The sequence below is a fragment of the Burkholderia cepacia genome, assembly GCF_029962485.1.
In the GTDB taxonomy this organism is placed as follows: domain Bacteria; phylum Pseudomonadota; class Gammaproteobacteria; order Burkholderiales; family Burkholderiaceae; genus Burkholderia.
The window spans coordinates 574,385-598,561 of the sequence record NZ_CP073638.1; the positions used below are offsets into that span (position 1 = coordinate 574,385).

29 protein-coding genes and 1 riboswitch are annotated in these 24,177 nt (G+C 63.4%); of the genes, 9 read left to right on the top strand and 20 right to left on the bottom strand.

The window, feature by feature from the left end:
- Positions 1-22: 22 nt before the first annotated feature.
- The 3 genes from KEC55_RS19040 to KEC55_RS19050 form a co-directional block, all read right to left on the bottom strand.
- A complete protein-coding gene (locus KEC55_RS19040) occupies positions 23-1,105 on the bottom strand; it encodes a porin (protein ID WP_282509611.1) in 1,083 nt (360 codons plus the stop codon).
- A 147-nt stretch (positions 1,106-1,252) separates the two neighbouring features.
- A complete protein-coding gene (locus KEC55_RS19045) occupies positions 1,253-1,963 on the bottom strand; it encodes a YczE/YyaS/YitT family protein (protein WP_282509613.1) in 711 nt (236 codons plus the stop codon).
- 183 nt (positions 1,964-2,146) lie between these two features.
- Complete coding sequence (locus tag KEC55_RS19050) at positions 2,147-3,916, bottom strand: adenine deaminase C-terminal domain-containing protein (RefSeq protein WP_282509615.1); 1,770 nt, start codon at positions 3,914-3,916, stop codon at positions 2,147-2,149.
- A 214-nt stretch (positions 3,917-4,130) separates the two neighbouring features.
- Between KEC55_RS19050 and KEC55_RS19055 the strand changes: the two genes are divergently transcribed.
- The 4 genes from KEC55_RS19055 to KEC55_RS19070 all read left to right on the top strand — a co-directional run bounded on the left by KEC55_RS19055 (position 4,131) and on the right by KEC55_RS19070 (position 7,038).
- Complete coding sequence (locus tag KEC55_RS19055) at positions 4,131-5,033, top strand: LysR family transcriptional regulator (protein WP_282509617.1); 903 nt, start codon at positions 4,131-4,133, stop codon at positions 5,031-5,033.
- Between the two features lie 106 nt (positions 5,034-5,139).
- Positions 5,140-5,439 (top strand): hypothetical protein, encoded by a 300-nt coding sequence (locus KEC55_RS19060; protein ID WP_282509619.1) that lies wholly within the window; start codon positions 5,140-5,142, stop codon positions 5,437-5,439.
- 166 nt (positions 5,440-5,605) lie between these two features.
- Positions 5,606-6,250 carry a DUF1326 domain-containing protein gene (locus KEC55_RS19065; protein ID WP_282509621.1) on the top strand — a complete coding sequence of 215 codons (645 nt, stop codon included), beginning with the start codon at positions 5,606-5,608 and terminating at the stop codon, positions 6,248-6,250.
- A complete protein-coding gene (locus KEC55_RS19070; protein ID WP_282509623.1) occupies positions 6,247-7,038 on the top strand; it encodes a DUF2182 domain-containing protein in 792 nt (263 codons plus the stop codon). Before KEC55_RS19065 ends, KEC55_RS19070 begins: the two co-directional genes overlap by 4 nt.
- An 86-nt stretch (positions 7,039-7,124) precedes the next feature.
- Here the strand turns inward: KEC55_RS19070 and KEC55_RS19075 are convergent, their stop codons facing one another.
- Complete coding sequence (locus KEC55_RS19075; protein WP_282509625.1) at positions 7,125-7,580, bottom strand: cupin domain-containing protein; 456 nt, start codon at positions 7,578-7,580, stop codon at positions 7,125-7,127.
- A 346-nt stretch (positions 7,581-7,926) separates the two neighbouring features.
- Here KEC55_RS19075 and KEC55_RS35135 point away from each other — a divergent pair, with 346 nt between their 5' ends.
- Complete coding sequence (locus KEC55_RS35135; protein WP_432626311.1) at positions 7,927-9,348, top strand: collagen-like triple helix repeat-containing protein; 1,422 nt, start codon at positions 7,927-7,929, stop codon at positions 9,346-9,348.
- Positions 9,349-9,470: 122 nt separating this feature from the next.
- Here the strand turns inward: KEC55_RS35135 and KEC55_RS19090 are convergent, their stop codons facing one another.
- Complete coding sequence (locus KEC55_RS19090) at positions 9,471-9,932, bottom strand: Lrp/AsnC family transcriptional regulator (RefSeq protein ID WP_282509630.1); 462 nt, start codon at positions 9,930-9,932, stop codon at positions 9,471-9,473.
- 116 nt (positions 9,933-10,048) lie between these two features.
- Here KEC55_RS19090 and KEC55_RS19095 point away from each other — a divergent pair, with 116 nt between their 5' ends.
- Positions 10,049-10,681 carry a LysE/ArgO family amino acid transporter gene (locus KEC55_RS19095; RefSeq protein WP_282509632.1) on the top strand — a complete coding sequence of 211 codons (633 nt, stop codon included), beginning with the start codon at positions 10,049-10,051 and terminating at the stop codon, positions 10,679-10,681.
- On the opposite strand, the gene KEC55_RS19100 is transcribed toward KEC55_RS19095, so the two are convergent.
- The 4 genes from KEC55_RS19100 to KEC55_RS19115 all read right to left on the bottom strand — a co-directional run bounded on the left by KEC55_RS19100 (position 10,678) and on the right by KEC55_RS19115 (position 13,627).
- The gene (locus tag KEC55_RS19100) at positions 10,678-11,715 is read right to left on the bottom strand and encodes an alpha/beta hydrolase (RefSeq protein ID WP_282509634.1); all 1,038 of its coding nucleotides are present in this window, start codon (positions 11,713-11,715) and stop codon (positions 10,678-10,680) included. The genes KEC55_RS19095 and KEC55_RS19100 overlap by 4 nt on opposite strands.
- Before the next feature lie 22 nt (positions 11,716-11,737).
- Positions 11,738-12,310 (bottom strand): TetR/AcrR family transcriptional regulator, encoded by a 573-nt coding sequence (locus KEC55_RS19105; protein WP_282509636.1) that lies wholly within the window; start codon positions 12,308-12,310, stop codon positions 11,738-11,740.
- 202 nt (positions 12,311-12,512) lie between these two features.
- Entirely contained in the window at positions 12,513-13,100 is a 588-nt protein-coding gene (locus KEC55_RS19110; RefSeq protein ID WP_282509638.1) for a hypothetical protein, read from the bottom strand.
- On the bottom strand, positions 13,097-13,627 hold the full coding sequence (locus KEC55_RS19115; protein ID WP_282509640.1) for a hypothetical protein: 531 nt from the start codon (positions 13,625-13,627) through the stop codon (positions 13,097-13,099). Before KEC55_RS19115 ends, KEC55_RS19110 begins: the two co-directional genes overlap by 4 nt.
- 281 nt (positions 13,628-13,908) lie before the next feature.
- Here KEC55_RS19115 and KEC55_RS19120 point away from each other — a divergent pair, with 281 nt between their 5' ends.
- The gene (locus KEC55_RS19120; RefSeq protein WP_282509642.1) at positions 13,909-14,754 is read left to right on the top strand and encodes a hypothetical protein; all 846 of its coding nucleotides are present in this window, start codon (positions 13,909-13,911) and stop codon (positions 14,752-14,754) included.
- A 25-nt stretch (positions 14,755-14,779) separates the two neighbouring features.
- Here KEC55_RS19120 and KEC55_RS19125 read toward each other — a convergent pair whose 3' ends face one another.
- Positions 14,780-16,708, bottom strand: a complete 1,929-nt coding sequence (locus KEC55_RS19125) for a TonB-dependent receptor domain-containing protein (protein ID WP_282509644.1) — start codon at positions 16,706-16,708, stop codon at positions 14,780-14,782.
- 215 nt (positions 16,709-16,923) lie between these two features.
- Positions 16,924-17,116, bottom strand: a riboswitch (cobalamin riboswitch).
- A gap of 143 nt (positions 17,117-17,259) precedes the next feature.
- Between KEC55_RS19125 and KEC55_RS19130 the strand changes: the two genes are divergently transcribed.
- Together KEC55_RS19130 and KEC55_RS19135 are read left to right on the top strand one after the other, a co-directional pair.
- Positions 17,260-18,273, top strand: a complete 1,014-nt coding sequence (locus tag KEC55_RS19130) for a tyrosine-type recombinase/integrase (protein ID WP_282509646.1) — start codon at positions 17,260-17,262, stop codon at positions 18,271-18,273.
- A 30-nt stretch (positions 18,274-18,303) separates the two neighbouring features.
- A complete protein-coding gene (locus KEC55_RS19135) occupies positions 18,304-18,678 on the top strand; it encodes a hypothetical protein (RefSeq protein ID WP_282509648.1) in 375 nt (124 codons plus the stop codon).
- 22 nt (positions 18,679-18,700) lie between these two features.
- Here KEC55_RS19135 and KEC55_RS19140 read toward each other — a convergent pair whose 3' ends face one another.
- The 10 genes from KEC55_RS19140 to KEC55_RS19185 form a co-directional block, all read right to left on the bottom strand.
- Positions 18,701-19,000 (bottom strand): hypothetical protein, encoded by a 300-nt coding sequence (locus KEC55_RS19140; protein WP_282509650.1) that lies wholly within the window; start codon positions 18,998-19,000, stop codon positions 18,701-18,703.
- Between the two features lie 5 nt (positions 19,001-19,005).
- Complete coding sequence (locus KEC55_RS19145; protein ID WP_282509652.1) at positions 19,006-19,272, bottom strand: hypothetical protein; 267 nt, start codon at positions 19,270-19,272, stop codon at positions 19,006-19,008.
- A gap of 64 nt (positions 19,273-19,336) precedes the next feature.
- Positions 19,337-19,789, bottom strand: a complete 453-nt coding sequence (locus tag KEC55_RS19150; protein ID WP_282509654.1) for a hypothetical protein — start codon at positions 19,787-19,789, stop codon at positions 19,337-19,339.
- Entirely contained in the window at positions 19,786-20,565 is a 780-nt protein-coding gene (locus KEC55_RS19155) for a PRTRC system ThiF family protein (RefSeq protein ID WP_282509656.1), read from the bottom strand. Before KEC55_RS19155 ends, KEC55_RS19150 begins: the two co-directional genes overlap by 4 nt.
- Positions 20,547-20,927, bottom strand: coding sequence for a hypothetical protein (locus KEC55_RS19160; protein WP_282509658.1), 381 nt, complete (start codon positions 20,925-20,927; stop codon positions 20,547-20,549). The genes KEC55_RS19155 and KEC55_RS19160 overlap by 19 nt, the downstream gene beginning before the upstream one ends.
- Entirely contained in the window at positions 20,924-21,724 is an 801-nt protein-coding gene (locus KEC55_RS19165; RefSeq protein WP_282509660.1) for a PRTRC system protein A, read from the bottom strand. Before KEC55_RS19165 ends, KEC55_RS19160 begins: the two co-directional genes overlap by 4 nt.
- Positions 21,725-21,729: 5 nt before the next feature.
- The gene (locus tag KEC55_RS19170) at positions 21,730-22,443 is read right to left on the bottom strand and encodes a PRTRC system protein B (protein ID WP_282509662.1); all 714 of its coding nucleotides are present in this window, start codon (positions 22,441-22,443) and stop codon (positions 21,730-21,732) included.
- Complete coding sequence (locus KEC55_RS19175) at positions 22,440-23,501, bottom strand: PRTRC system protein F (RefSeq protein ID WP_282509664.1); 1,062 nt, start codon at positions 23,499-23,501, stop codon at positions 22,440-22,442. The genes KEC55_RS19170 and KEC55_RS19175 overlap by 4 nt, the downstream gene beginning before the upstream one ends.
- Positions 23,498-23,683, bottom strand: coding sequence for a hypothetical protein (locus KEC55_RS19180; RefSeq protein WP_282509666.1), 186 nt, complete (start codon positions 23,681-23,683; stop codon positions 23,498-23,500). Before KEC55_RS19180 ends, KEC55_RS19175 begins: the two co-directional genes overlap by 4 nt.
- On the bottom strand, positions 23,680-24,174 hold the full coding sequence (locus KEC55_RS19185; RefSeq protein ID WP_282509668.1) for a PRTRC system protein C: 495 nt from the start codon (positions 24,172-24,174) through the stop codon (positions 23,680-23,682). The genes KEC55_RS19180 and KEC55_RS19185 overlap by 4 nt, the downstream gene beginning before the upstream one ends.
- Between the last annotated feature and the right edge of the window lie 3 nt (positions 24,175-24,177).

Here is a 24,177-nt window from a genome sequence, read left to right on the forward strand (position 1 = left end):
GGCGGCCGTGCAACCGGAGCCGTCAGAACCGCGTGCGGATTCCCGCGCCGTAGGTGCAACCGGCGGACAGGTTCGACACGTGGTCGTACAGATATCCCGCATACACGTCGGTGCGCTTCGACAGCGGATAGTCGTAGCTGACCGTCGCCGTGCTGCGTGCCTGGTCGAGCGCACTGTTGTCGCGCGAATACGCGTAAGACACGAGGATCCGACCGAGACCGACCGGAATCGTCACGCCACCCTGCAGCATGTTCACGTGGAAATTGCCGCCCGCGAGCGTGTTGCCGAGGTACGTGTACTCGCCGAACAGCTTCACGAAGCGCAGGTCGTACGATGCGCCGAGCTGCGCGGCCGTCTGGCTCCGGAAGCCCTTCAGCAGCTTGCCGAGATCGCCCGGCGCTGAACTGAAGTTCAGGTACTGGTAGACGGCCCCGATTGCCAGTGCACCGCGCGTGAATTGCGCCTGCGCCGCGAATTTCTTTGCGCCGTTTTCGCCCGGCTGGTTGCCGAGCGCGTACATGGCCGCGCCGCTCAGTCCACCGAAATCCGGCGTCGAGTACTGCACGGCGTTGCTCCATGACGTGCCGCCTGGAATGCCCTGGCCGGTCGGGAAGCCGGGATAGGTGCCGAGGCTGGAATACAGCTGCACGATCGTCGGCGAGAATGTGAACGACGCATAGAACGGATTGAACTTCGCCGATTGCAGATAGAGCAGACTGCTCTGCCGCCCGAGCGCGAGCGCGCCATACGGCGACGCGATACCGAGGTACGCGTTGCGGGAAAACGTCGGGTCGCCGTCGAACGAGCCGAACCGGCCGTTCTGCGGGCGGAAGAAGCCCTCGATCGCGAACACGGCCTTGTAGCCGCCGCCGAGATCCTCCTGGCCGCCGAATCCCCAGAACGAAGTCGACAGCCCGCCGCCACCCAGTTGCGCGGCGCCCGAGTTGCCGGGCACGCGCTGATAGCCGGCCCAGGCGTCGACGATGCCGTACAGCTGCACGGTCGACTGCGCATGTGAGTTGGCGCCGGTTACCAGCGCGGCGACGGGGGCGGCGAGGCGGACCATCCGGTTCAGCTTGGCGATACAGGTGCGTTTGATCGGCATGATGGATTCTCTTCACTCTTTCTGACGGCGAGCGGAAGCCGGCGCCGCGAACGAAGCGTCGGTGCCGGGATGCAAGGGGGGAGAGGCGCGGAAGCCGCGCGGGAACCGGTGTGCGGCCAAGCCGCGACACCGGCCGAAGCAAGGGCGCTAGTTGGCGCGGTGCTCCAGCGAACGGCGTTGCAGCGATGCCGTCATGCCCTTGGCCTTCCTGAACAGGAAGAAATAGAGCTTGATGTACTGCCCGACCAGGATCGCGTTCATGAACGTGCCTTCCCGGATGAATTCGGGCTTGCCGAGGAAAGCCAGGCCGATCGCCGCGCTGACGAGCAGCAACGTGCAGTCGAAGCTCGTCTTGATGTCGCCCCAGCGCCAGCCGGTGCGCTCGAAGATCGCGTTGACGAACATGTCGATCGGCATCAGCACGAGGTTCGCGCGGATCATCAGGAACAGGCCGAACGCGAGCAGCGCATCAGCGAACGCGAGCAGGCCCAGTTTCGGCAGGTAGTCCTGGAAGCCGATCGAGCGCGTCAGCATCAGGTTCAGGTCGAGGCAGCTGGCCAGCACGAACGCGGGAATCAGCGACGCGAAGTGCTTCGCGCGGAAATCCTTGCGCAGGACCAGGAACGTGAGGAACAGCATGAACAGCTCGAGCATGAAGTTGTAAGTGCCCTGGCTCAGCGGCCGGTAGACGAGCGTCATCGTCCGGGTGAGACTGCTTTGCGGCGAGATGCCGATGCCGGCACGGATCGCGAAGCTGATGCCGAGCGTGAGGATGTAGATACCGACGACATAGGTGATCCAGCGCCGGGTGAGGCTGCCGGTATCGATGACTTCCGCTTCCCTTGCATGGTGCGCCATGGTGGTCCCTTGGTTGTCTTCGTGTTGCCGCGCGTGTCGGTGCGCCGGGGTGGCGGCGGTGCGATGCGCTGTCGTGGGGAATGCACGAAGGTATACCGGGCGAAGGTGCCCGTGCCATCCGCGCTTCCCATAGCCGGCGGGGCTCGTGGGCGCCCGCCGGTCGTCTCCTCCTGCCGGCCCGCGTCAGGCCATGAAGCCGAAGCGGTCGAGCGAGATGAACAGCGTCAGCAGCTTGTTCACCACGGGTTCGCCCTCGTTGCGGTTGCCCAGCGCTTCGAGTGCCTGGTCGATCGAACGCGTCGCGCCGAGCAGGTCGGCGAGGCTCATGTTCGCCATCACGCCGTAGATGTCGAGCGGCAGCACGGCCTTCACGGTCTTGTCGTCAGTAACGATGCAGCCGCCCACATACGAATCGACTTGCCGCAGGCAATGACACATCTCGTCGCTGTCGTTCCCGACCACGACGAAGTACGCCTTCGGCGCCGGCCAGAACGTTGCCACCGCGCCGCGCTCGATCGACACGCCCTTGAACAGCCCGTTGACGACGTGACGCTTGCCGTTCGCGTAGCGCTGCACGACCGCGATGCGGTTGAGCGTGACGCCGGCCACCTCGGGCACGACCTTGCCGTCGCGCAACGGCACCCACACTTCCTGGAAGAACTTCTCGTGGCCGCGCCCGTACACGTCGAACAGGTAGACCTTCGCCTGCGTGCCGTCGTCGGACACTTCGAGCGGCACGAGATCCAGTTGAGCGGGCGTCAGGTCGCCGAGACCGGGCACCGGTTGCTTCACCATGCCCGAGTAGTCGACGTTGGCCTGCTTCAGCAGCTTGCGGTCGCGAGCGACCAGTTCGCCATCCTTGAACACGTAGCGGGGGTTGATCTTCGACAGGCTGTCGGTCAGCACGATATCGGCGAAGCGGCCCGGCGTCAGCGACCCGAAGCGATTGTCCATCCGGAATGCGCGCGCCGTGTAGAGCGTCGCCATCTTGATCGCCTGGATCGGATCGATGCCCATCTCGGCACACAGCGACACGATCCAGTCCATGTGACCCTTGGTCAGCAGGCGGTCCACCGAGATGTTGTCCGCGCACAGCTGGAAGTTCTCGGACGGCCATTTCCGCTTGACGATCGCGCGCAGCATGATCTTGATCACCTCGGGGCTGCCGACGCCGAACTTGATCTGCGTCTGCAACCCGTAGCGCACGCTCTTCTCGATGTCGTCTTCCTTCCACACGTCGTGGTTCGCGAACGCGCCGATCGCCGGCATGTAGTTCAGCATCATGTCGGACAGCGCCGTCACGCCCCAGTGCGTGTTCATGAAGCCGCCTTTCGCGCGGCCCAGCGCCGATTTGCGGAAGTCGTCGTCGTTGCCCACGCTGTAGGTCAGGTGCGCGAGCTCGCCGAGGCCGATCACCGGGTCCATTTTCAGCAGCGCGTCGGTCACGTCGACCGACGTCTTCTTGCCCGGTGCGAACGCGAACACGCGATACGGCAGGCGGTCGTGATCGCGGAACAACTGCTCGGTGGCCGGCACGGCCTCGGCGCCGGCCGCGCTGACGAAGTCGAGGCATTCGGAGAAGATCGTCGTTGTGCCGCACGGCACGATCGCCTCGGCGAACGCGGCCGGGTGCGCGAGTTGCGCATCGAAGTGGATGTGAGCGTCGATCAACCCGGGGATCGCGTACAGGCCTTCGCCGTCGAACACCTCGCGTACGCGGATCGCGGTTTCGTCGGGGTTCAGCGCGACGATGCGCTTGTCGTACACGAGGATCGAGCCCTGGTAGACCGTCTCGCTATGCACGTCGAGGATGTTCAGATTCTTCAGCAGGAGATCGGCTTCCTTCTTCCCGTTGAGAATGTCGAAAATCGCGCGCACCTGGTCGTAGTGGGCCGCAACCTGGTCGCGTTGTCCCGCGGTGCCGGCCGTTCTCTCGCTGACTGCTTGGTACATGACTTGTCTCGCTTTATCGGTTGGTTTGAACCTGCTTTTGCGCCGCAACAAACGCGGTCGCCGCAGCGTGCGCGTACCGGCCGGGCGGTGCCATCGGCCCACGAACGCGACAGGAGTCATGAAAACCGATGTCACCGTTTCTAAAAAGCAGCGTTTTTTGCACGGAGCGTGCGCTTTTCGAGTACGCTTTGCCGACTCCAGGAGACCGGCGACCATGCTCCATTCACGATTGCTGCGCTACATCGACGAAGTCGCGCGGTGCGGCTCGATCCGCGCGGCCGGCGAGAAGCTTCACGTCGCGCCGTCCGCGATCAACAAGCACGTGCTGCTGCTCGAAGAGGAAATCGGCGAGCCGCTGTTCGAACGCCTGCCGCGCGGGCTGCGGCTGACGCCGGCCGGCGAGATCCTGCTGGCCCACGTGCGCAGGACGATGTCGGAATACCGGCAGGTCGAGGCCGAGATCCGCAACCTCAACACATTGCAGAAGGGCGAGGTGATCATCGCGACGGTGACCGGCCTCGCGAGCGGGGTCGCATCCACCGCGGCCGCGAATTTCTGCGCACAGCATCCGCACATCAAGATTTCGATTCGCGTGATGTCGGTGCGCGAGATCGCCGATGCGCTCGCCAGCGGCGAAGCCGACCTGGGTCTCGGCTTCAACCTGGCGCCGTCGCCGCAGCTCGAAAGCCTGTGGGAAATGGATACGAGCCTCGGCGCGGTGATTTCGCCGAAGCATGCGCTCGCGCGAATGGAATCGATCCCGCTCGCGTACTGCGCGTCGTATCCGCTGATCTTTGCCGATCGTTCGATGCTGATGCACGGCATCGTCGCCGATACGTTCGAGGAGGCGGGCATCGACGTCGAGCCGGCGTTCCGGACCAATTCGATCGAGACGATGAAGCGGCTTGCGGCCGCGAGCGAAAGCATCGCGTTCCTGAGCAAGTTCGACATCGCGGAGGAATACCGGCAGGAGAGCCTGACGTACCGGCCGATCCGCGATCGCGCGTTCAGCCGCAACGTGCTCGCGCTCGTGCGCCGCGAAAAGCACGGCCGCGGGCCGGCGAGCCTGCTGTTGGCCGAGGAGATCATGGCGATTCTCGGCGAGATGAGCGGTTGAGCGCGGGGCATGCGGCGAGAAGGGTGCCGCGGCAACCATTGTGATTTTTCCTTCGATGCCCGGATAATGATCCGGCGTCGCGCTCGCGGCGCGAACGGAGGCTCCCATGCAATTTCCGACGGGATCGGTGGTCGCGCTCAGTTCGGCTGCCGCGACGATGTTTTCGCTGGGCATGCTGTTTCTCGGTTACTGGGGTTTGCACGAGGCGCTGCCCTGGCGGTTCGGCGACTACGTCGTGATCGTGCCCGCGCTCGCGGGTTTCGCGTGCCTGGCCAGTGTGCCGTTTCTCGCGACGTCGCCGATGAAAACGCCCGACGACGAGTCGCGGATGTTCGTCGCGCGGCGCGTGTTTCTGTGCGGCGCGAGTCTGGTCTGGTGTGCGATCGTCGCGTCGCTGCTCGTTTGAGACCGGGGTGGCGAGGCGGTGGCCGGAGCGACGTTGCGGGCGCGTGTCGGCGCGTCTTGCGCGTGGCCGGCACGCAGGGTTTTCACGCCGCCCTTCCTGCTTTGATTTCCCCATTGCGTGCACTAGATTCGAAGCGTTTACGTGTCACCGAGCGCGAGGTGGAGTCATGACGCCGTGGGAGATTCAGGGTACCGAAATGATCAGTTGCAATTGCTCATACGGTTGCCCGTGCCAGTTCAATGCATTGCCGACCAACGGCAATTGCGCAGCGATGGGCGCGCTGTCGATCGACAGCGGCCACTACGGCGACGTGGTGCTCGACGGCGTCAGGATCGCGGTCGTGTTCCAGTGGCCGGGCGCCGTTCACGAAGGCCGGGGCAAGTGCCAGCCGATCGTCGACGAACGGGCCAGCCCCGAGCAGCGCGATGCCGTGCTGAAGATCATGACCGGTCAGGATACCGATCCATTCGCGACGATGTTCTCGGTGTATGCGTCGACGCTCGAGCACGCGTTCGATCCGATCTTCACGAAGATCGACTTCGACGTCGATGTCGATGCGCGGCGCGGCCGGATTCACGTCGAGGGCGTGTTCGACGCGACCGGCGAACCGATCCGTAACCCGGTGACGGGCGACGAGCACCGCGTGCGGATCGACCTGCCGAACGGGTTCGAATACGAGCTGGCGGAAATCGGCTCGGGCACGGGGCGCTCGCAAGGCAACATCGCATTGAATCTCGACGGCACCTATGCGCAGTTCGCGCGGCTGCACCTGAACAACCACGGACTGATCCGGCATCGCGTCGCGGCATGACTCCGTTCGACTTCTGGCTCGGTCGCGAGCGCGTCATCACGCTGCTCGCGATGGCCGCACTCGTCGGCGTGTGCTGGTTCTACGTGTGGACGGGTGCGGGCACCGGCATGTCGGCGCTGGACATGACGACGTTCGCGCTTTTTCCGCATCGTCTCGCGGACGACATGGGCCGCATGGATCCGTCGCTGCCGACCGTGATCGCGATGTGGTGGGTGATGATGATCGCGATGATGACGCCCGGTGCGGTGCCGCTCGTGATGCTGTACCGACGCGTGCTGCGGCATCGCGGCGACAACGCTTCGCGCTCGGCGTTCACGTCGGTGTCGCTGCTGGCCGGCTATCTGACCACGTGGCTTGCGTTCTCGGTCGGTGCGGCGCTGCTTCAGGCGATGTTGCAACCGGCCGGATTGATCTCCGCGATGATGCTGTGGTCGAAGAGCGCCATCCTTTCGGCGGTCGTGCTGGCGCTGGCCGGGCTCTATCAATTCTCGCCGCTGAAGCGCGCGTGCCTGCGGCAATGCCGAGCGCCGGCCGCGTTCCTGGTCGCGCACTGGCGTCCGGGCATCGCGGGCAGTTTCCTGCTCGGCGTGCGTCATGGCGTGTACTGCGTGGGGTGCTGCTGGCTGCTGATGGCGCTGCTGTTCGTCGGCGGCGTGATGAACGTCGTGTGGATTGCCGCACTGTCGCTCCTCGTGTTCGCGGAAAAAGTCCTGCCCGGCGGCGAACGCATCGGCCGCGCGGTGGGCATCGTGCTGATCGCGTGGGCCGGTGTGACGTTGATCGTGTGACGGGCGACAGGGTGAGGGTCCGGGTTGAAGACGCCCGCGGCACGCTTACGATCGTGAAGCTTGTTAAGCGGCCGTGACGCGTGACGCTATTCGTCGTGATCCACGAACACCTTGTTGGCGCCCGCCTTGTACAGACGCTTGCCGAGTTTCGGGTAGTCGCACACGTCGTGTTCCGGCCGATCGCCGGCGACGATGTAGACGAGCGGCAGGTCGCCGGTATTGACCATCGTGTGCGCGGGGCCGCCGCGCGGGAATCCCATGAAGTCTCCCGGGCCGACCGGACAGGTCTGGCCGTCGATGGTTGCCTCGCCGAATCCGGATAGCACGTAGAGGCATTCCTCACCGTACAAATGCCGGTGATATTCGGTCGATTCGTGCCCCGGCATCAACGTCATCAGATGGAAGCCCAGTTGCGTGAGCCCGGTGGCGTCGCCCAGCGATCGCTTCAGGCGGACGGCATTCGCGTTCAACGGATGGACGGAATGCTCCGGTTCCATCGCCGCGATATCGGCGGCGGTCAGGATTGCTCGCGGGTTGTTCATCGTTTGTCTGGTCCGGGGATCGGAGCGCCGAGGGCGCGGATAGTGGAGATGTTGGGGCAGGTTTCGACGATAGCACCGTTGAGTGCGCTCGAAGGAGAGCGGAGACGCGATGCATCGTCATTTGTCGCGCGGTGCTACGTAACACCGGATTCGTGTTACGGAAGCGTTACTGGAACGTAAGGTACGCGCACGACGATAGATTGGGCAACCGCGCCGTGGATCGTCCGTGCAAGGCCCGCCGGACGGCGCGATCCGATGCGATGGCCGGATCGTCAGCGGTCCTGATGGCGATGGCACGGTAGATGCTTGCTGGAAGCACGACGTTAAACAGCTGACGGGGACTTCCATGCACAATCATTTCATCAAGGCGAATGGCGCGCTTGCCGCCATCGCTGCGGCGTGCGCGCTGGCGGCGTGCGGCGGCGGCGATATTTCGGCGCCGACACTGCCGGGCAACAACATCGCGACGAGCACGAGCGGGACCAGTGGCACGAGCAGCAGCGGCACGAGCAGCAGTGGCACGAGCAGCAGCGGTACAAGCAGCAGCGGCACGAGCAGCAGCGGTACGAGCAGCAGCGGTACGAGCAGCAGCGGTACAAGCAGCAGTGGCACGAGCAGCAGCGGTACGAGCAGCAGCGGTACAAGCAGCAGTGGCACGAGCAGCAGTGGCACAAGCAGCAGCGGCACAAGCAGTAGCGGCACGAGCAGCAGTGGCACGAGCAGCAGTGGCACAAGCAGCAGTGGCACAAGCAGCAGCGGCACGAGCAGCAGTGGCACGAGCAGCAGCGGTACGAGCAGCAGTGGCACAAGCAGCAGCGGCACGAGCAGCAGTGGCACAAGCAGCAGCGGCACGAGCAGTAGCGGCACGAGCAGTAGCGGCACAAGCAGCAGCGGTTCGAGCAGCGGCACGCCGGGCACGAACGGCATCATCAGTTCCGTCGGTGGAGTCGTCATGGCCGCGGGCACGACGATCAACGGCGTGACGCCTCCCGTCGGCAAGGACGTGACGGCCGGACTCGGCAACACGGTCACCGGCGCCGGCACGATCATTCGCGATACCTCCAACGCGGTGAGCAACGGGATCGGCCAGATCGGCATCGCGTCGAATCCGGTCGGTACGACCGTTGCCGGCCTCGGCTCCATCGTCAGTTCGACGAGCAACCCGGTCACCGGTCTTAGCCAGACCGTGAAGGCGCTCGGTACGGGGCCGCTCGCGCCGCTGGCGCCGATCACGGCGCCGGTCGGCGGCCTGCTCGACACGGTGGCCGGTGGTCTCCAGGGGGCCGGCGCGACACTCGGTTCGACGCTGTCGTCGGGCCCGGTGCAACAGGTAACCCAGTCGATCAGCAACGCGATCACGCCGCTCGTCACGACCACCGGCCAGCTCACACAGCAGATCGGCACGGCGACGGGCCTCGGGCAGCCGGTCGCCGGCCTGCTCGGGCAGGTTGGCGCGGCGATCACGTCGGCGGGTGTCAAAGTGACGTCCGCGTCGTCGCAGCCGCTCGTCGGCGCCGTCGGCCAGGTGGTTTTAGCGGTCGGCAACACGGTGACCAATGCGGGCGGCCTCGTGAGTCCGAAAGGCGCGAACGGCGGCGTGCCGATTTCCGGTTTGGTGACCAGCGTCGTCGGCGGCATACCGGCAACCGTGGTGAACGGGCCCGGGGCCGGTACGGGCGGCGGTACGGCGTCGGGCGGCGCGGGCAATCCGCTCGCGCCCGTTACGTCGCTGCTGGGTGGCTTGCTGGGTGGCGTCGCCGGCAAGTAGCCGGGGCGCGTCGATCGTCCCGGGAAAGGCGGGTCGCCGGCTGCCAGCCGGCGACCGGCAGGTCATCGCCACTCACGGCTCTCGTGGCGCAGTTGGCCGTCCGTCCGGTGGCGGTCGACGCGTCAGCCGCGGTTGCCGTCGAGCTTCGACGGCGGCCGCGCCAGCCCGCGCACCGGCACTGGCGTCGACATCACGATCGACGTGCGCGTTTCGCCGTACAGGTTGATGCGTTCGATCAGCTGTTCGAGATGGGTCATGCTGGTTGCGACGAACCGCATCACGTACGAATCCTCGCCCGTCACGTGACGGCATTCGACGACTTCGGGAATCGACTCCAGCAACTTGAGGAATTTTGCCTTGGCCGGCTGCGGCACCGTGATGCCGATCAGCGCGCTCACCGGGTAGCCGGCCGCGGCCGGATTGATCCGCGCCGTGTAGCCCTCGACGACGCCGGACGCCTCGAGGCGCTTCACGCGCTCCGTCACCGCCGGCACCGACAGGTGAACCTGGCGCGCGAGCTCGGTATAGCTGATGCGGCCGTTGGCCTGTAGCAGCGCCAATACCTTCCAGTCCAGATCATCCATCGCGGCGGGATTTTTTAAGGTGGAGCGCCTATTTTTCCTTAAAAACCGCATTCAGCGGTGACCGGACTTTCCCTACGATGCCTGTTCAACCCGTTGCATGTCGCAAGGAGCAGGCGATGCTGTTCATCAAGTCCGTCATGATGGGGCTGTCGATCGCGGTGCCGGTCGGCCCGATCGGCATGCTGTGCATTCAGCGCAGCATGAGCCGCGGTTTTCAGGCAGGGTTCGCGACGGGCATCGGCGCCGCGTGCGCCGATGCGATCTACGGCCTGCTCGGCGCGCTGGGCATCGCGGGCATCGTCACCGCATTCCCGATGCTGACCGTTGCCCTCAAGATCGGCGGCGGCGTGTTTCTCGTGTGGCTCGCGTGGTCCATCGCGCGCCAGCCGCCGGCCGTGGCCGCGCTGCAACGCGACCTGCCGCGCACGACCGTTCTGCGTGATTTCCTGACGACGTTCGGCCTGACGCTGTCGAACCCGATGACGATCCTGTCGTTCGTCGGGATTTTTGCGGCGCTCGGCCCGCTATCGGGCTCGCACGAAGGCGCGATGCGGCCGGCCGTCGAGTGGATGGTCGCCGGCGTGTTCGTCGGTTCGGCAACCTGGTGGCTGTGCCTGAGCGGCGCGACGGCCGCGCTGCGCACGAGGATGTCGTTCGCGTTCATGCACGGGTTGTCGCGCGTGTCGGCCGCCGTCATCGCGGTGTTCGGTGCGATCCAGCTGGTCGCGGGTATGCGCGGCCTTGCCTAGTCCCGAAGCGGGCTGCCGTTCGGTCGAACGCCTTCAACCGCTTGCAATGCCCGCACATGCGCCAGCACGAAGCGCGTGATCTCCTGGCTCAATTCGATGTCTTCCGGCGCGCCCATGAACCCGCCGTGCGGCATCCCTTCGAACACGTGCAACTCGGTCGGCACCTGCGCGCGCCGCAACGCGCGATGCAGGCGCACCGCGTTCGACAGGAACAGGTCGCGTGTACCGCTCTGGAGGAATGTCGGCGGGAAACCGGCCGAGAAATCGCCGAACAGCGGCGACAGATACGGATGCGCGAGATCGGCGCCGTTCGCGTAGAGCAGGTTGTTTGCCATCAGCGAAGTCGGCAGCACGACGTCGACGAGCCGGTTGGTCTCGAAGCTGTCACCGGATTCGGTCAGGTCGGCTTCCGGCGACAGCAGTACGAGTGCGGCCGGCAGCGGCAAGCCTTCGTCGCGGGCGCGCAGCACCATCGCAGCCGCGAGATTGCCGCCGGCCGAGCGGCCGCCGACGACAATGTTCTCCGGCGCGTGGCGTTCCAGCACGAACGCATAGGCCGCGATGCAGTCGTCGAGCGCGGCCGGATACGGATGATCGGGTGGCATGCGGTAGTCGACGCCGTAGCAGCGCATGCCGAGCCGGTCGGCCTGCATCTGCGCGCCGGCGCGGCACGCGGCGCCGCCGCCGACGATCAGCGCGCCGCCGTGCAGGTCGATGTACGCGCACTCTTCGGACACCGTTGCTTCGGGCGTCGCGACATGCACGTCCGCGTGGCCGGCCCGGATCGTCTCGACGCTCGAACGCAGATACCCGGCGAGCTTCTCGACGGCGGCCGCGTAATGCTCGTCGGCGGCCGCTTTCACGCGCATCCACGCGTCGACGTCGTCCGGCGCCGGCATCACGTGCAGCGCATTCAGCGGCACGCCGTCGTTGCCGACCAGTCGTTGCAACGCGGCTCGCGCTTCGTCGCTGATCGAGGCGGGGAAGGGCACGACACGGCTCGGCAGCACGACGCCGTCGGGTTTCTCTTTCATCGCTTGAATTCCATCCGGCGCGTCATGCGGCCGAAGGCCAGTGGCGCAGCATCACGTCGAGCGCATCGAGGCTGCGCGACCACGACGCGTCGGAATCCGGCGCGCTGTGCGAGAAACCGCCGGCGCTTTCGAGCGTCACGTAGCCCATGAAGAAGCCGCCGAGCAGGCGGATCGCATGGGCCTGTTCGGCTTCCGGCAGGTCGTAGCTGCGCAGCACGGCCGAGGTCATCCTGACGAGCCGGCCACCCGCGCTCTCGGCGGCGCGCGCTGCGCTCACCGGATGGCGCGCGGCCGCGAAGCGGCCGGGATGCGCGCGCGCGTAGTCTCGATAGACGTTCGCGAGCGCGGCCAGCGCGTCCTTGCCGGTGCGGCCGGCCAGCGCGTCGGTCGCACGGTCGGCGAGCTCCTTCAGCGCGAACAGCGCGATCCGGCTCTTGAGGTCGTCGAAACTCGGGACGTGGGAATACAGGCTGGCCAGCCTGACGTCGAAGTGTCGCGCGAGCGCCGCGCCGGTGAGCTGCTCGAAGCCGGTTTCATCGGCGAGCTGCGCGCCGGCTTCGACCAGCTTGTCCACGGTAATGCCGGCACGTGCCATGACGAATGCTATGCAGATTAGTCAAAAAACTAATTCTATTAGTTTTTGCTGCGATGTCAATTTCCCGTGCGTGCCGGTCGTGTCGAGATGTAGTGCTGGCATACGATTGCCGGTCCGCGGTAGACGCTTCTCGCCGCGCATGGGCGTGGCGGATGTCGCGGTGTGGCGACGAAATCGTTCTGCGCGGCGGGCGCCTCCAAAATCATCGGGGCCCGGCATGTCCGCCAAAAGGACGTCGGGATATCAACCTGAACGCGTTCTGACCAAAGGCTCGCATGGTGGTGCCCCATTCGTTGAATTTGATTTTGACCGGATTGTTGAATTCGTTCCGAACAAGCGCGTCTACGTTGATCATACTTGGCGGGTGGACGGGGCTCGGGTGGCAAAAGCGGAAGTTCGTCCCGAGAACGGGATAGGCAACAAGATGATATCTGTTGTCGCTCGGATCGCTGATGTTGGTTCTGTCGAAGGAAAAACAGCCGCGCTGGGCGTAGTATATGAAATCAGCCAGATAAGCTTGTTCATCAAAAACGTAGTCTTTCTCTGTCGACTCTTCCCATAAGGCTCTTTTCAGGGAGAATATTTCCCTGATGGCCGGATTGATTTGAAATTCAAATAAATTTCTTTCCGGCAGGTTTCTTAGAATTCTTCTGTTCTTGTCGTGCGAATGATCTTCGAATATCTGCCTCGGAATATTGGCGTCTCCCGCCGTGGCAATGTGAATTTTGGTAAGGCATCGCTCGCAATGAAAGGTAAAGAAGAGGTCGAAGTCGAATTCTGACGAGTTCATAGTTCTTTCCCGAATATTTTCGTGCAATTAGGGCATCTTGGAATGTTCTCCAGCGTGCGTGGGCGAATTGCGGGAGTGAACTCTATTTCGTTGACCGTCAGGTTGCGATTCGCGGAAAACAAACCGTTCGCCGATTTTACTTCCGCGCATTTCCCGATAATGTTTTTTGACCCGGTGAGATTAGAGGTCTTGCCGATTTTGCCAAGCTGGCTCAGCAGGCTTGCGACTTCCCGGACAGGGTTGTGCAATACCTTGTGTGATGTACCGAAGCAATACGATTTTGAGCTTCTGCCGGCAATGGTGCATGCCACCAGCTCGCCCGGAGAGTATTTTTCCTTGAATCCCTCGGATTTTATGAGCTGCGCCTGAGCTAGATTGATCTCTTCCTTGTATTTTATGCTCTTGTAGCGCAGAATTTTATATAGTGATTCAATCGATCTGTGTTTTAATTCAAGGTAGTGAGACTTGTCAAATGATTCGTTTATTTCCTTGATTCTTTGGCGTAGCTTTTTGGCGCGTTGCTTCATTGGAAAATCCTTGGTTCCCGTAATAGTTGTGAAAGTATGAGGTGCCTGCGCTTCGAACCTGCGATGTTCCCCGTGGGCCGTATCGTGTCATCTTGAACCCGAGAGACTATGAAATAAAAATCCAATGTTGTCGATAATCAAATCCATCCGGGATAATCTTGCCGGGATCGGCGATCCCAGGTTGGCCGTCGCCGAGCGCCCGCGCGGTTCGCGCGTGACAGCCGGGGCACCGACGTACTCGGGATTTCGGGCTTGGTGACCGCTGGAGCACGGTCGCGCCGATGAACCTTCTCACCGACATGGGAGCCAACATGGCCAATCGGTCCTATCTCTACAGCCTCGGCAACCGGCCGACGTCCTATGAGGATCGCCCGGAAACGATTTCCGGACTGTCCGAATGGGCCTATGACGTGCCGTTCATGTACCGGTTGCTCATGTCGTGCGACCCGCGGCTGTGTGCGTCCCTTGTCTCGGATGGGCTGGACGGCGAAACCATGCCGCTGCATGCCATCAGCAGCCCGTTCCTTCCCGGGTTCGAGCGGGTCACGAAATTCGTGGCGATCCTCAGGATACTGATTGCACGGCAGACGGCGCCCGAGCCGGCTGTGCCGGCAGAAGAGGCTACAAGATCGACGTTCGCGGAACGGGTGCGGCGCTGGGTAGGGCGGGCGCCTGCGCCGCCCGCTCCAAAAACGGTGACGGCGGCGCTTCCGGTCGCTTCCGGACATTTATCGGCCTGGCTGGACGAGACCATCGCTTTTCTGGAGCAACATCGCGACCAGTATCTGCTGCTCGAAACCATCGAACTCGATCTGATGTCCGAAAGCGATCCCGATGCATTGCGGCGGCTCGTCGAAGCAGAGATTGACCGCTGCCTTCGCGTGGGCGCTGCGTTCGATGCGCTGCCGAGCGATCCCGAGGCGGCTGCACGCGTCCTGCAGCGTGCAGGGGCCGAACGGACCGGCGCGCCGCTGGACGCTTTTTTCGGCCTGCGCTTTGACGACGATTGCGACAGCACCCGTACGCGAGCCACCGAACACCCGCTCGGGCTTCAGTGGAGCGACGAGTTGTATTTCTCGCTATTCAACCGGGATCAGTTCGCGGCGAGCCGGAGCGCGCCGGATTGACGCTGGCGGTCATCTGGAAAGCCCGTCAGAACGTATAACTGACCTTCCCGAACGCAGTCCGCCCGAGCGTGTTGTAGCCGTACGCGGTCATGTATTGCCGGTCGAACAGGTTCGACAGCGTGGCCGACACCGTCAGGTGTGAATTGATCCGGTACGACGCGCGCAGGTTCACGCTCAGGTACGACGGCAGGTACGTCGTATTGGCCGGATCGTCGAACGTCGTACCGCCGTAGTTCAGCGACGCACCCGTGCTGAGCGCGTGCAGGCGAAGTTCGTCCCACGTGTGGTCCACGTTCAGGCTGACCGTCTGGCGTGGTCGGCGGTTCAGCCAGCTGTCATTGGTTTCATCCTGCGGATTCAGGATGCCGATCGCGACGCTCACCGGCGTGTAGCGGCCGATCGTCCCCTTGTACGACAGGTCGATCCCGTGGATATGCGCGCGGCCGATGTTAATCGGCGAATACGTCGCCGGGTTGTACGCGATCAGGTTGTTGACGCGCGTGTCGTAGATCGCGGCGGAGAACGTGCCGTACGACGTGTTGGCGTCGAGTGCGGCCTCGACCGACGTGCTGCGTTCCGGGCTGAGGTTCGGATTGCCGTAGCCGGGGTAGTACAGGTCGTTGAAACTCGGCAGGCGGAACGCGTTGCCGTACGACACGCGCGCCGTGTAGACCGGCGTGATCGCCCACGACAGCGCGGCATTGCCGGTGTTCACGCCTTGCCCGGCGATGATCTCGCGACGCCCCGCGAGGAACATCGTGACGCTGCCGAGCGTGGCCGACTGATGCAGCGAGAACGCGGAGTCGTTGCGCGTCGGTATGCCGCCGGGCGCGTCGATCGGCAGGAATGCCTGTTCGCGCGTGAAGTCGTACGCGAGCTTGCTCTCGCCGGACAGCGGCAGGCCGAACAGGTGGAACCCGCGCTCCTGATGGGTCAGGGACGTCGACGTGCTGATGCGCTGCGAATTGATCTGGTCGGTCGGGATGGACGGATCGCTCGCGTAGAGGAACTGGCGATCGTTCGCATAACCGAACGACTGGTCGAACTGCGTATCGGGCGTGATGTCGAGATGGAACGCGAGACCGGTCGTCAGTTGGTGATCAAGCTGGCGGTTCGCATAGCCGCTGTTGTCGTAGGACAGGTCGGAGCGGTGATACAGCGCGAACGTCGAGATCGACCAGTTGTCGCGCGCGTAGCCGAGGCGCGCGTCGAGATCCTGCGCGTGATACGGATTGCGGCCGTCCTCGTGATATGGCAAGACGGGCCGCGTCGAATCGATGCCGGCCGTGTTGTACGAGTGCAGGCCAAGCGAGTAGGTGAGCCCGCCGAGCGCGGCGAGCGGGCCGGTCGACGGCACCGTACCCGACGTGCGCAGCTGCGTGTCGAATGTCTTGTTCGATCCGCCGCCGAACGACACGGTGGTCTGGTTCGGCTGGTTCGACGAGCGGCGCGTGAACAGTTGCACGACACCGCCCATCGCGTTGGCGCCGAACGACGCGGCGGCCGGCCCCGAAATCACCTCGACACGTTCGAACGCTTCCGTCGGCAGGTCGGCCCACGGCGCGATGCCGGTAGTCGGCGAGCCGATCCGGATGCCGTCGATGAACACGGCGACCTGGCTCGCTGACGAGCCGCGGATGCTGACCGATGCGGAGGAGCCGGGGCCGCCGGTCTGCGAAACGGTCACGCCGGGCAGCATCGCAAGCGCCTGCGTGATGCTCGGCTCGCTCGGCGACAGGCGGTCGAGATCGGTTCGCGTGAGTACCTGGGTCGACGCATAGCGGCCGTCGAACGATTCGGGCAGGCGACGCGTGTCGGTCACGCTGATCGTCGGCAGGTCGACGCTTTCCGCTGGCTGGGCGGGCGGCTGGAGCGCGGCGTCGCCGGCGGCATGGGCGATCGGGACGAGCAGCGCGGAGGCGGCGGACGTGGCGAGCAGGTAACGAATATTCATGAGACAGCGAGAGAAAGCGCGTTGCGCGTACGGCGATCGTGAGCGGACGGCGGGCAGGTTGCGCGTGCCGACAGCGTGTCGGTGCGACGCTTCCGGCAGGGAAGCGGATTCGGGAACGAAGGACATCTGACGGATCCTGAGGTCGGTTCGTCCATGCAACGGGCGGCCGCCAGCGGCGGTGCTTGCACATCGGGACACCCCGCCCGGTGCGGCTGCTGGACCTCGGGTCGATGGCAGGTCTCCTGGCTCGCGGGTCGTCATCCGTGCAGGCCTTCCCGGTTTCCCAGTGGCATGCAGTGGCACGGATTCGCCGCTCACAGTTGCGGGGGCAGCCGCAGATTCGAGGCGTTGCCCCTCCTGCGTTCCCTTTTGATCCCATCTCTGGGAACCATCGTAGGGCGGAACAATAGCATCAAAATATCGCAAAATCCACCAAAGCCACGACAGGCGGGGGATTCACGGGTATTCGTGATTTTTCAACCACGTCAAAGATCTGCAGAATTCGTCAAAATCCGGCTATCATTTACGCCAAAATTACGCCGGGCGAAAGGATGGCAAGTTATAGAAAACGAGGCAAGACGTGGCGCGCTGAAGTAGCGCGCGGGGGCATCCGAGAGTCCAGCACGTTTGACACCAAGGCTGATGCTATCGCATGGGCGACGAAGCTCGAGGCAGAGATCGATGCAGGGAAGCGTCGATCCTACTCCAAGATTCCCAAGACATTGTCCGATGGCTTCGATGAGTATCTGGAGAAGGTGTCGCCAGGTATGGGCAAGCACGAATGGAATAAGCAGCGTCTCAAATTCTTCCGGGAATCCATGGGTGATATCGTCGGCGAGTTGATGCGGGCGATCAAGCCTGAGGCGATCAGTGTATGGCGCGATTCGCGGTTGAAGGTGGTGAAGCCTTCGACAGTAAATCGTGATCTGAATTTGCTGTCTGCCGTGTTCTCGGCGGCGAAAGACGATTGGAAATGGATTCACTCGAATCCGGTTCATGAGGTAAAGCGACCTCGGAACCCCCCGTCACGCGATAGACGCGTTCCGGAAGGTGACGCGGTCGCGATGTGTGGCGCATTAGGGCTCACCAACGATTGTCGTATCGAGAAGAACGAGCACTACGTCGCACTGGCATTCTTGCTGGCCCTCGAAACTGCAATGCGACAAGCGGAGATTGTGAATCTCACGTGGCCAAACGTGCATTTCGAGGCGCGCTATGTGCATTTGCCAAAGACGAAAAACGGGGATGCCCGTGACGTTCCGCTGTCGATACGCGCGATGGAGTTGCTGCAGCGGTTGCCGCGGATTGAGGGAGAGGAGCGGTGCTTTCCGATCAAGCAAGCGAGAGTCGACTACTTGTGGAGAAGCAACCGCAACAGGCTCGCAAAGAAAATGCCGGGGATCGCTGATTTAAATTTTCACGATTCGCGGCATGAGGCAACGACGCGACTGGCCAAGAAGCTGCATGTGCTGGCGCTCGCAAAAATGATCGGCCACCGGGATCTGAAGTCGTTGATGATCTACTATGACGAAACGGCGGCCGAACTGGCGGCACGACTAGACTAACGGGACAACGTTATGGGGCGAGGTACTAGGGTGATCATAGGCGCCGGCGTTTTGATCGGCGTGTTGTGCGCTTGTATTTCCGGCGTGATCCAGTACAGCGATGCCTGGAACGAAAGCAAAACGTGTTCTGCTGGCCAGATGGATTGGGATCGCGCGACCAGCGTTATCGCCGGTTTGAAGGGAAGGACCGTGCAGCAAATGAGCGACGACGAGTTGCGTTCCGCGTATCACGCGTACTCGGTAACGAAGGTCGCCCGACCAGTGTGCGCGTCGGTAAAATTCCTCCCAATCTCGGGTGTCGCCGCACTGGTGGGCATCTCGGTCTTTATCGCACTGTTCATATGGCTCCACCTCATCTGGCTTGCCTTTCGTGCGTACAACAAGTTGATGTCGAAGTTGAAATGACGGTGGGGAGGGCTCGCTCCGGTTAATCGGTTTTCCGGCGCCGGCCGGGCCGTGGCGTCGGCAGCGTGCCGCGATTGCACCGTGCCCATTCGAGTACGTCACTCGCGAACCAGCGGCGCTGCGCCTGCTGGCTCTCGACCGGCCGGATGCCGGCCGGAAAATCCTTGCGGGAGACGACTCGTAGCTCGACGGTGGCTTTCGACAGGCCGAGCCATTTTGCGATTTGTTCGGTGCTCCACAGCGTTTCATCGAGCCTCTTCGGCTGCTCGAGCGCCGCGACTAGCCGGCGCAGCTCGGGGACCAACTGCTGCAGTTCGCTCATGTCCATTATTGGGGTGCTCCTGTGCTGGCGGCGTCGATCGGGTTGTCCGGGTGATCGCCCAAAGGACGGGTTGTCCCTGGCAGGGAGCGGGCAAGTACGGCGTCGACAGCTTTCCGTGCGGCGTTCAGTTTGTCCGATTGCCAGCCTTCGTCAATCGGTCCCATGTCATCGACATGGCGTAGCGTTTCGATCGCCGCGAGTGCGGCTTGCGCATTGATAGGCGCAGGCTGTTCGGATGCGGAAAAATTGGAAGCTTGCATTTGCGTGGTCATAAAATCTCCAGATGTTCAGTGCGTTCGGCAGGTCGACGTGGTCGCTCCGCGGTATTTTTTCGGGCTAGAAAGGCACGTCAGGGTCGTCGGAGGGCGGAACGTGGGGAGGATCGGAGGCCGGGTGGCATGGCTTGGGCTTGCGAAATGCGCGCACACGAATGCGGATCATGTCCTTCCCGGTCATATCGCGGACGTCGAGCAAATCGCGAAATGCCTTGTATCTGGCTTTGCTGCGGGTGCTCGCGGTCACCGTGAACCAGGCTTCGTATTCGAACTCGTCGCGCCACGGCGGGAGGCAACGCCACTCGCGCAGTACCGGCGCGTCGACGAGCTCGCCGTATTCGACCTGGTCAACGGGGTGATAACGGCGCTCCTCTTCGCTCTTGTCGCCATCGATGACGACGCAAAGATAATGGCCGTCCGCGTTCACGATGATCCCAGGCTCGCCGTAGCATTTCACCTGCCGGCCGCGCTCGGCCGGTACGCCGTAGTGTTTGCGGATGTATTCGAAGCTCACTTAGCCCTCTCCGATTTAGCGATAGGCACCGGCCGCACTTGGCCTGTCTTCAGGTTGATGAACGCACCGCACCACGTCAGGCGCGCATGCCGGAAGAATTCCCACAGGATCGCGAGCCCCTGCGTTACGACTGCCTGATTGATGAATAGCTCTTGTCGCTCGAGCGCTTCGGCGAGGCTGCAGCTGGGCGTGTCGTCTTCGGGAATCGTCGTGTCGATCAGCTCGGGCAGCACGTCGTACGGCCAGCGCAGCGGCGTACTGCCGGCGACATTCTTGGTGTTGCCAGTCACGTTTTTGTGTGCGCCGAACAGCACCTGTGCGTCGCTCGCTCGGTTTCCGAGATCCATCACGTAGCAATTCGACGCGCGCAGGGTCGGCTCGAGCTTCGCGCGAGCGGCCGCGCTGTCCACGCACATGATCGTGAGCGCGGGCGCGCCGCGCACAAGTTCGTCCGGGCCGGCATGCACAGGTCGGCCGCACCAGTCGATGCCGAAGAATGCGTTGATGCGGTGAACGAGTACGACGCTTTTGTGCAGGCCGATGTCGGCGGGGCTGAACATCTGCCGGCCGACGTTCGCGCTACTGATCGTGTCGGCGTCGAACGCGGTTACGTGCAGGCCGGGATGGCCGAGCTCGACAAGCGCATGATTGAGCCGTGCGAGGCCCGTCAACATTTGCGAGCCAGTGCCGCCGCATCCGATCAAGGCAACCGTGACGCGCCGATCGCTGAGAAAGCGGGCCGGTGTCGTGTGGTGGGTCATACCGTCCTCCACCATGGCGCGCCGACGTCTCGACCGATCAACGCGGCGCATTCGGTAATCGCGCGGCGCGTCGCGCGCTCGCGTTCCATCTGCTGTGCGGCGACATCGTGCCGCGCATCGATGTCGTCGTGGGTGAAGTGGCGAAACGCGCCTGCGCCAGCGTGCGCGGTTACGTAATCAGCGAAGTGCGTCACGTCGATGCGGGCCGCGCTCGACAGCTCGAACGCGTCGGCGCGCGAGCCGATCGAATCGAACGCGCGCCACGTGGCGGTTGCGTGCGGTCTGACGTGGATTGCGGTGCAGTCGCGGACTGTGTGGCGCGTCGTTTCCCACCCTGCGGCGCGCGCGGCGAGTTCGAGCATGTCGAGTTGGTTCATGCGGCTTTCTCCGTCGACGGAAAAAATGCCTGTACCGGCACGCGCAGCGTGATCATCTTGCCGAGTGCGCACAGGCGGAACGCAACGCTCGGATTGGCCGTGCCAACGCCGCCGATCACGCCGGCGATCTTCACTTCGCCGGCATCGTCTGCGTCATCGGTCGCGCTGAAGCCTGCCGGGCCGGTGCCGTGGCTGTGAAGGTCGAACGCGAGGCTCTCGTCGTCGGCCAGGGCCGGACGATTGATAGTGATCGCGGTCGGCGTGGAGCTGGTCACTTCGACTTCGCGGTACACCAGTTCCTTGCTCGTCTCGTTCCAGACGATCCACGCGGCATGCTCGTTCGGCGCGGCGCCGGCGGCGTCGGTTGCGAACCGGCGAAGGTGCGGCTCGGCGGCGCTGATGCGCCCGAACGCGAACTCGATTTTTGCGTCGATCGAGCCGTACGGCGGACGTGGGCGGGCGCCTTCGATCGGCACAACCTGTTGAATCAGGTGCAGCCACGGGCGGCGGATCTCGACGAACAGGCCTTCGGCCGCGAGCAGGAAGCGGTGGCCGACGTCGAGCAGCGGCGCGAATTCCGCGTGACGCGGCACGGTCGCCACCGGCGCGCTATCGAACAGTGCATTGTCGAGTGCGATGTTCTCGTCGTCGGCCCGCGCGGCGATCGCGCGGTGCTGGCCGGCGGTGACTTCGTCGGCAACGGCGCGCGTGAACGTCGACAGCGCCTTGCCGAGCTGTTCGAGTACGGCGCCTGTGGTGGTTTCGAATTCGGCTTTGATGGTTTCAATTTTGCTCATGACGATTAGCTCCGTTGCGTGATTTTTTTAATGGCGGCGGCGACGGTCATTTCGCTGCTGACTAGCCGCTCAGTGGGAAATTCGGCACCGTCGAGCAGCTCGACCCATAGGTCGGCGGCGCTGCCACCGTTGATCAGCTTCGGGGCGTTCGGGTGCGTGAATCTGCTGCGAAAAAACTCATCGGCTTCGTATTGCTCGATTTCTGCGAGCGTGGGGTTAGCTGCGATGTCCACGTTGCCGGTGCAAATCCGGCCGTCGGTGCTCACGTTGAAGTAGGGAGCTTGGTAGACCTGCGTGCCGGGCTTCGGTCTGCAGTTCTCTGCGAGCGCAAACACGTAGCGAGATTCCCCTCGAGCGACGAACAGCAATGCGGGGTGGTGCGTGACCGCGGAGCGTTGGCCGATCGGCGGCCTGGCTGAGAACCAGACCTGGCGCTGCGCGGCCGGCGTCCACCAGGCGACGACACCGGGGGCGGTGAAAATCGCCCGCTCGTGAATGAATCCTTCATGCCCGACCTGCTTTGACGCCGCGGCGACGAATTCGGCCAACTGCGCGCGCGTGACCGGTGTCCCGGCCATTAGCGTCGGCGCGCCGTCGACCACGCGGGCCGAGTGCTTCGTGACGTATACCTGGCTGTCGTGTGCGTTCTTGTAAATCAGCAGGGCAGAGTGCAGATCGAGCGACACGTCGCCGTTCCCATAAACATCGACGCGGCTCATACGCGCACCTGTACCTTGACGGGTTCGCCGTCGATATCCGATCCGTCGGGAGTCGAGATCAACATGACCAAATGCGAAACGGCCTTGGCGAGCGCCGCGGTGTTGCGCATGCGATCAAGCCACGTTCCGAGTGCGCGACCATTGGTGGAAATGTGGAGTGCTGCGCACGACTCAGGGTCGCCGCACTGCATTTCACCTTGCCAGAAATCGTCAAGAATGCGTCCGAGGCCGTCGCCCTGATCCCAGGCGAGGATCAGTGAATAGTCCAGGCAGTATTCGCTCGTATCCTTCAGGTCGACGCGGGCAAATGGGCCGCCGGTGGTGATCGTCTGGTGGATCGCATCGCACGCATCGATGACAGCCCAGGCGACGAGATTCGTGTCGTAATAACGGCGTACCTCGGATGCGTCAAGCACGCGCTCTGGCGTGATGGCCCACGCTGGCGCGCTCGCGAAGAACTCGGCACGCCGCGGAACGTCGATGTGGTCGAGGAACTCCTGATCGGAAAGCACCGGATCACCTGGCGCGGAGTTCATGTCGCGAAGGTCGTCGAGTGCGGCAACTTCGTCTTTGTTGCTGTACCAGTACATGTATTCGGCTAGCCCCATCGCCTCCTGCGGCGTGCACACTGACGGTAAATAGTGGTGGCAGGCCTCGTACAGAACTGAAAGCACGGTTTGGCCGAGGCCCGGTTGAATCGATTCGAGGCGTCGAATGCCCGAGCCAATGAATCTGATCGGCCCGCTTCCCGCTCCTTCGGCCGTCGTAATACGTACGATCGCGGTGTCGGTCATGTTGTCCGCGTCTGAGATCGCGAGGCTCCAGTCAAACGTACCAATATCGCTGGTGATTTCTTTCCATATGCGCGGCATCGCATTCAACGCCAAATCGCTTTCAGTCGACGAGTCGTCGAGCTTCGCGGCGTCAGCTTCACTAAGCTGTCGGCCGCGAAGCAGCGCCAGCGATAACCTGCGCATGAAATCGGCATCGTCGCCGATCGTGTAGCGCGTCGGCACATCAGGCGCGATGCGGGGTAGGGTGAGCGGTGCAGCGATCATGGCAGCAGCGGAACCAGTGTCGACGGCAGGCGCAGGAGTTCGGCCTTCCCATCGTTGGTCGAGGCTACACGCGCCACGCTGCGCGCGAGCGGTGCGTCATACTTGCCGATCGCGGTCGGCAGGCGCTGGCCCTGATTGAGCGTGTCGGCGCGCAAGCGCTTTCGAAGTTCGCGGAGTGTCATTTCGGTTGCGGGCAGTAGCGTGCATGCAGCGCGTTGATGAACGCGACTTCTTCGTCGAGCAGCGGGCATACGTGCGCAGTGCTGAATCGGTCGAGTTCGGCGAGGTAAGCGCACACGGGGTGCGGAACGATGCAGTCGACTGCGCGTATCTCGTCGAGCTTCCGGCGTGCGTCGTCGAAGTCGATCGGAGTGGCATTCACGATGCCGACAGCGATGCCCGCGATGTAGGTTCGTCCGTCTTCGCCAGTGGATATTTTGAGCGTGTAGTCGCCGTGCTTGACGGGGCTATTTCCCTTCGTGCCGACGGCCCGCCGGAACGTGTAGACGTTGCGGTTGGCCTTGATGAGCGGTCCCTCGATTTCAGCGTTCGTCAATTCGGGATAGGTCTGCGAATAGAAGTCGCGGACCTGTTGCAGCGTGAATGCCGGCGCAGGGTCGGCGAGCTTGGCGCCGTTGTACGAGAATTCGCGTGCGAGCGTTTCGATTTGCATGTC

Excerpts from the sequence above, each read along its gene's own strand:
- KEC55_RS19040 (WP_282509611.1), bottom strand. The coding sequence starts at position 1,105 with ATGCCGATCAAACGCACCTGTATCGCCAAGCTGAACCGGATGGTCCGC.
- KEC55_RS19045 (WP_282509613.1), bottom strand. The coding sequence starts at position 1,963 with ATGGCGCACCATGCAAGGGAAGCGGAAGTCATCGATACCGGCAGCCTC.
- KEC55_RS19050 (WP_282509615.1), bottom strand. The coding sequence starts at position 3,916 with ATGTACCAAGCAGTCAGCGAGAGAACGGCCGGCACCGCGGGACAACGC.
- KEC55_RS19055 (WP_282509617.1), top strand. The coding sequence starts at position 4,131 with ATGCTCCATTCACGATTGCTGCGCTACATCGACGAAGTCGCGCGGTGC.
- KEC55_RS19060 (WP_282509619.1), top strand. The coding sequence starts at position 5,140 with ATGCAATTTCCGACGGGATCGGTGGTCGCGCTCAGTTCGGCTGCCGCG.
- KEC55_RS19065 (WP_282509621.1), top strand. The coding sequence starts at position 5,606 with ATGACGCCGTGGGAGATTCAGGGTACCGAAATGATCAGTTGCAATTGC.
- KEC55_RS19070 (WP_282509623.1), top strand. The coding sequence starts at position 6,247 with ATGACTCCGTTCGACTTCTGGCTCGGTCGCGAGCGCGTCATCACGCTG.
- KEC55_RS19075 (WP_282509625.1), bottom strand. The coding sequence starts at position 7,580 with ATGAACAACCCGCGAGCAATCCTGACCGCCGCCGATATCGCGGCGATG.
- KEC55_RS35135 (WP_432626311.1), top strand. The coding sequence starts at position 7,927 with ATGCACAATCATTTCATCAAGGCGAATGGCGCGCTTGCCGCCATCGCT.
- KEC55_RS19090 (WP_282509630.1), bottom strand. The coding sequence starts at position 9,932 with ATGGATGATCTGGACTGGAAGGTATTGGCGCTGCTACAGGCCAACGGC.
- KEC55_RS19095 (WP_282509632.1), top strand. The coding sequence starts at position 10,049 with ATGCTGTTCATCAAGTCCGTCATGATGGGGCTGTCGATCGCGGTGCCG.
- KEC55_RS19100 (WP_282509634.1), bottom strand. The coding sequence starts at position 11,715 with ATGAAAGAGAAACCCGACGGCGTCGTGCTGCCGAGCCGTGTCGTGCCC.
- KEC55_RS19105 (WP_282509636.1), bottom strand. The coding sequence starts at position 12,310 with ATGGCACGTGCCGGCATTACCGTGGACAAGCTGGTCGAAGCCGGCGCG.
- KEC55_RS19110 (WP_282509638.1), bottom strand. The coding sequence starts at position 13,100 with ATGAACTCGTCAGAATTCGACTTCGACCTCTTCTTTACCTTTCATTGC.
- KEC55_RS19115 (WP_282509640.1), bottom strand. The coding sequence starts at position 13,627 with ATGAAGCAACGCGCCAAAAAGCTACGCCAAAGAATCAAGGAAATAAAC.
- KEC55_RS19120 (WP_282509642.1), top strand. The coding sequence starts at position 13,909 with ATGAACCTTCTCACCGACATGGGAGCCAACATGGCCAATCGGTCCTAT.
- KEC55_RS19125 (WP_282509644.1), bottom strand. The coding sequence starts at position 16,708 with ATGAATATTCGTTACCTGCTCGCCACGTCCGCCGCCTCCGCGCTGCTC.
- KEC55_RS19130 (WP_282509646.1), top strand. The coding sequence starts at position 17,260 with ATGGCAAGTTATAGAAAACGAGGCAAGACGTGGCGCGCTGAAGTAGCG.
- KEC55_RS19140 (WP_282509650.1), bottom strand. The coding sequence starts at position 19,000 with ATGAGCGAACTGCAGCAGTTGGTCCCCGAGCTGCGCCGGCTAGTCGCG.
- KEC55_RS19145 (WP_282509652.1), bottom strand. The coding sequence starts at position 19,272 with ATGACCACGCAAATGCAAGCTTCCAATTTTTCCGCATCCGAACAGCCT.
- KEC55_RS19155 (WP_282509656.1), bottom strand. The coding sequence starts at position 20,565 with ATGGTGGAGGACGGTATGACCCACCACACGACACCGGCCCGCTTTCTC.
- KEC55_RS19160 (WP_282509658.1), bottom strand. The coding sequence starts at position 20,927 with ATGAACCAACTCGACATGCTCGAACTCGCCGCGCGCGCCGCAGGGTGG.
- KEC55_RS19165 (WP_282509660.1), bottom strand. The coding sequence starts at position 21,724 with ATGAGCAAAATTGAAACCATCAAAGCCGAATTCGAAACCACCACAGGC.
- KEC55_RS19170 (WP_282509662.1), bottom strand. The coding sequence starts at position 22,443 with ATGAGCCGCGTCGATGTTTATGGGAACGGCGACGTGTCGCTCGATCTG.
- KEC55_RS19175 (WP_282509664.1), bottom strand. The coding sequence starts at position 23,501 with ATGATCGCTGCACCGCTCACCCTACCCCGCATCGCGCCTGATGTGCCG.
- KEC55_RS19180 (WP_282509666.1), bottom strand. The coding sequence starts at position 23,683 with ATGACACTCCGCGAACTTCGAAAGCGCTTGCGCGCCGACACGCTCAAT.
- KEC55_RS19185 (WP_282509668.1), bottom strand. The coding sequence starts at position 24,174 with ATGCAAATCGAAACGCTCGCACGCGAATTCTCGTACAACGGCGCCAAG.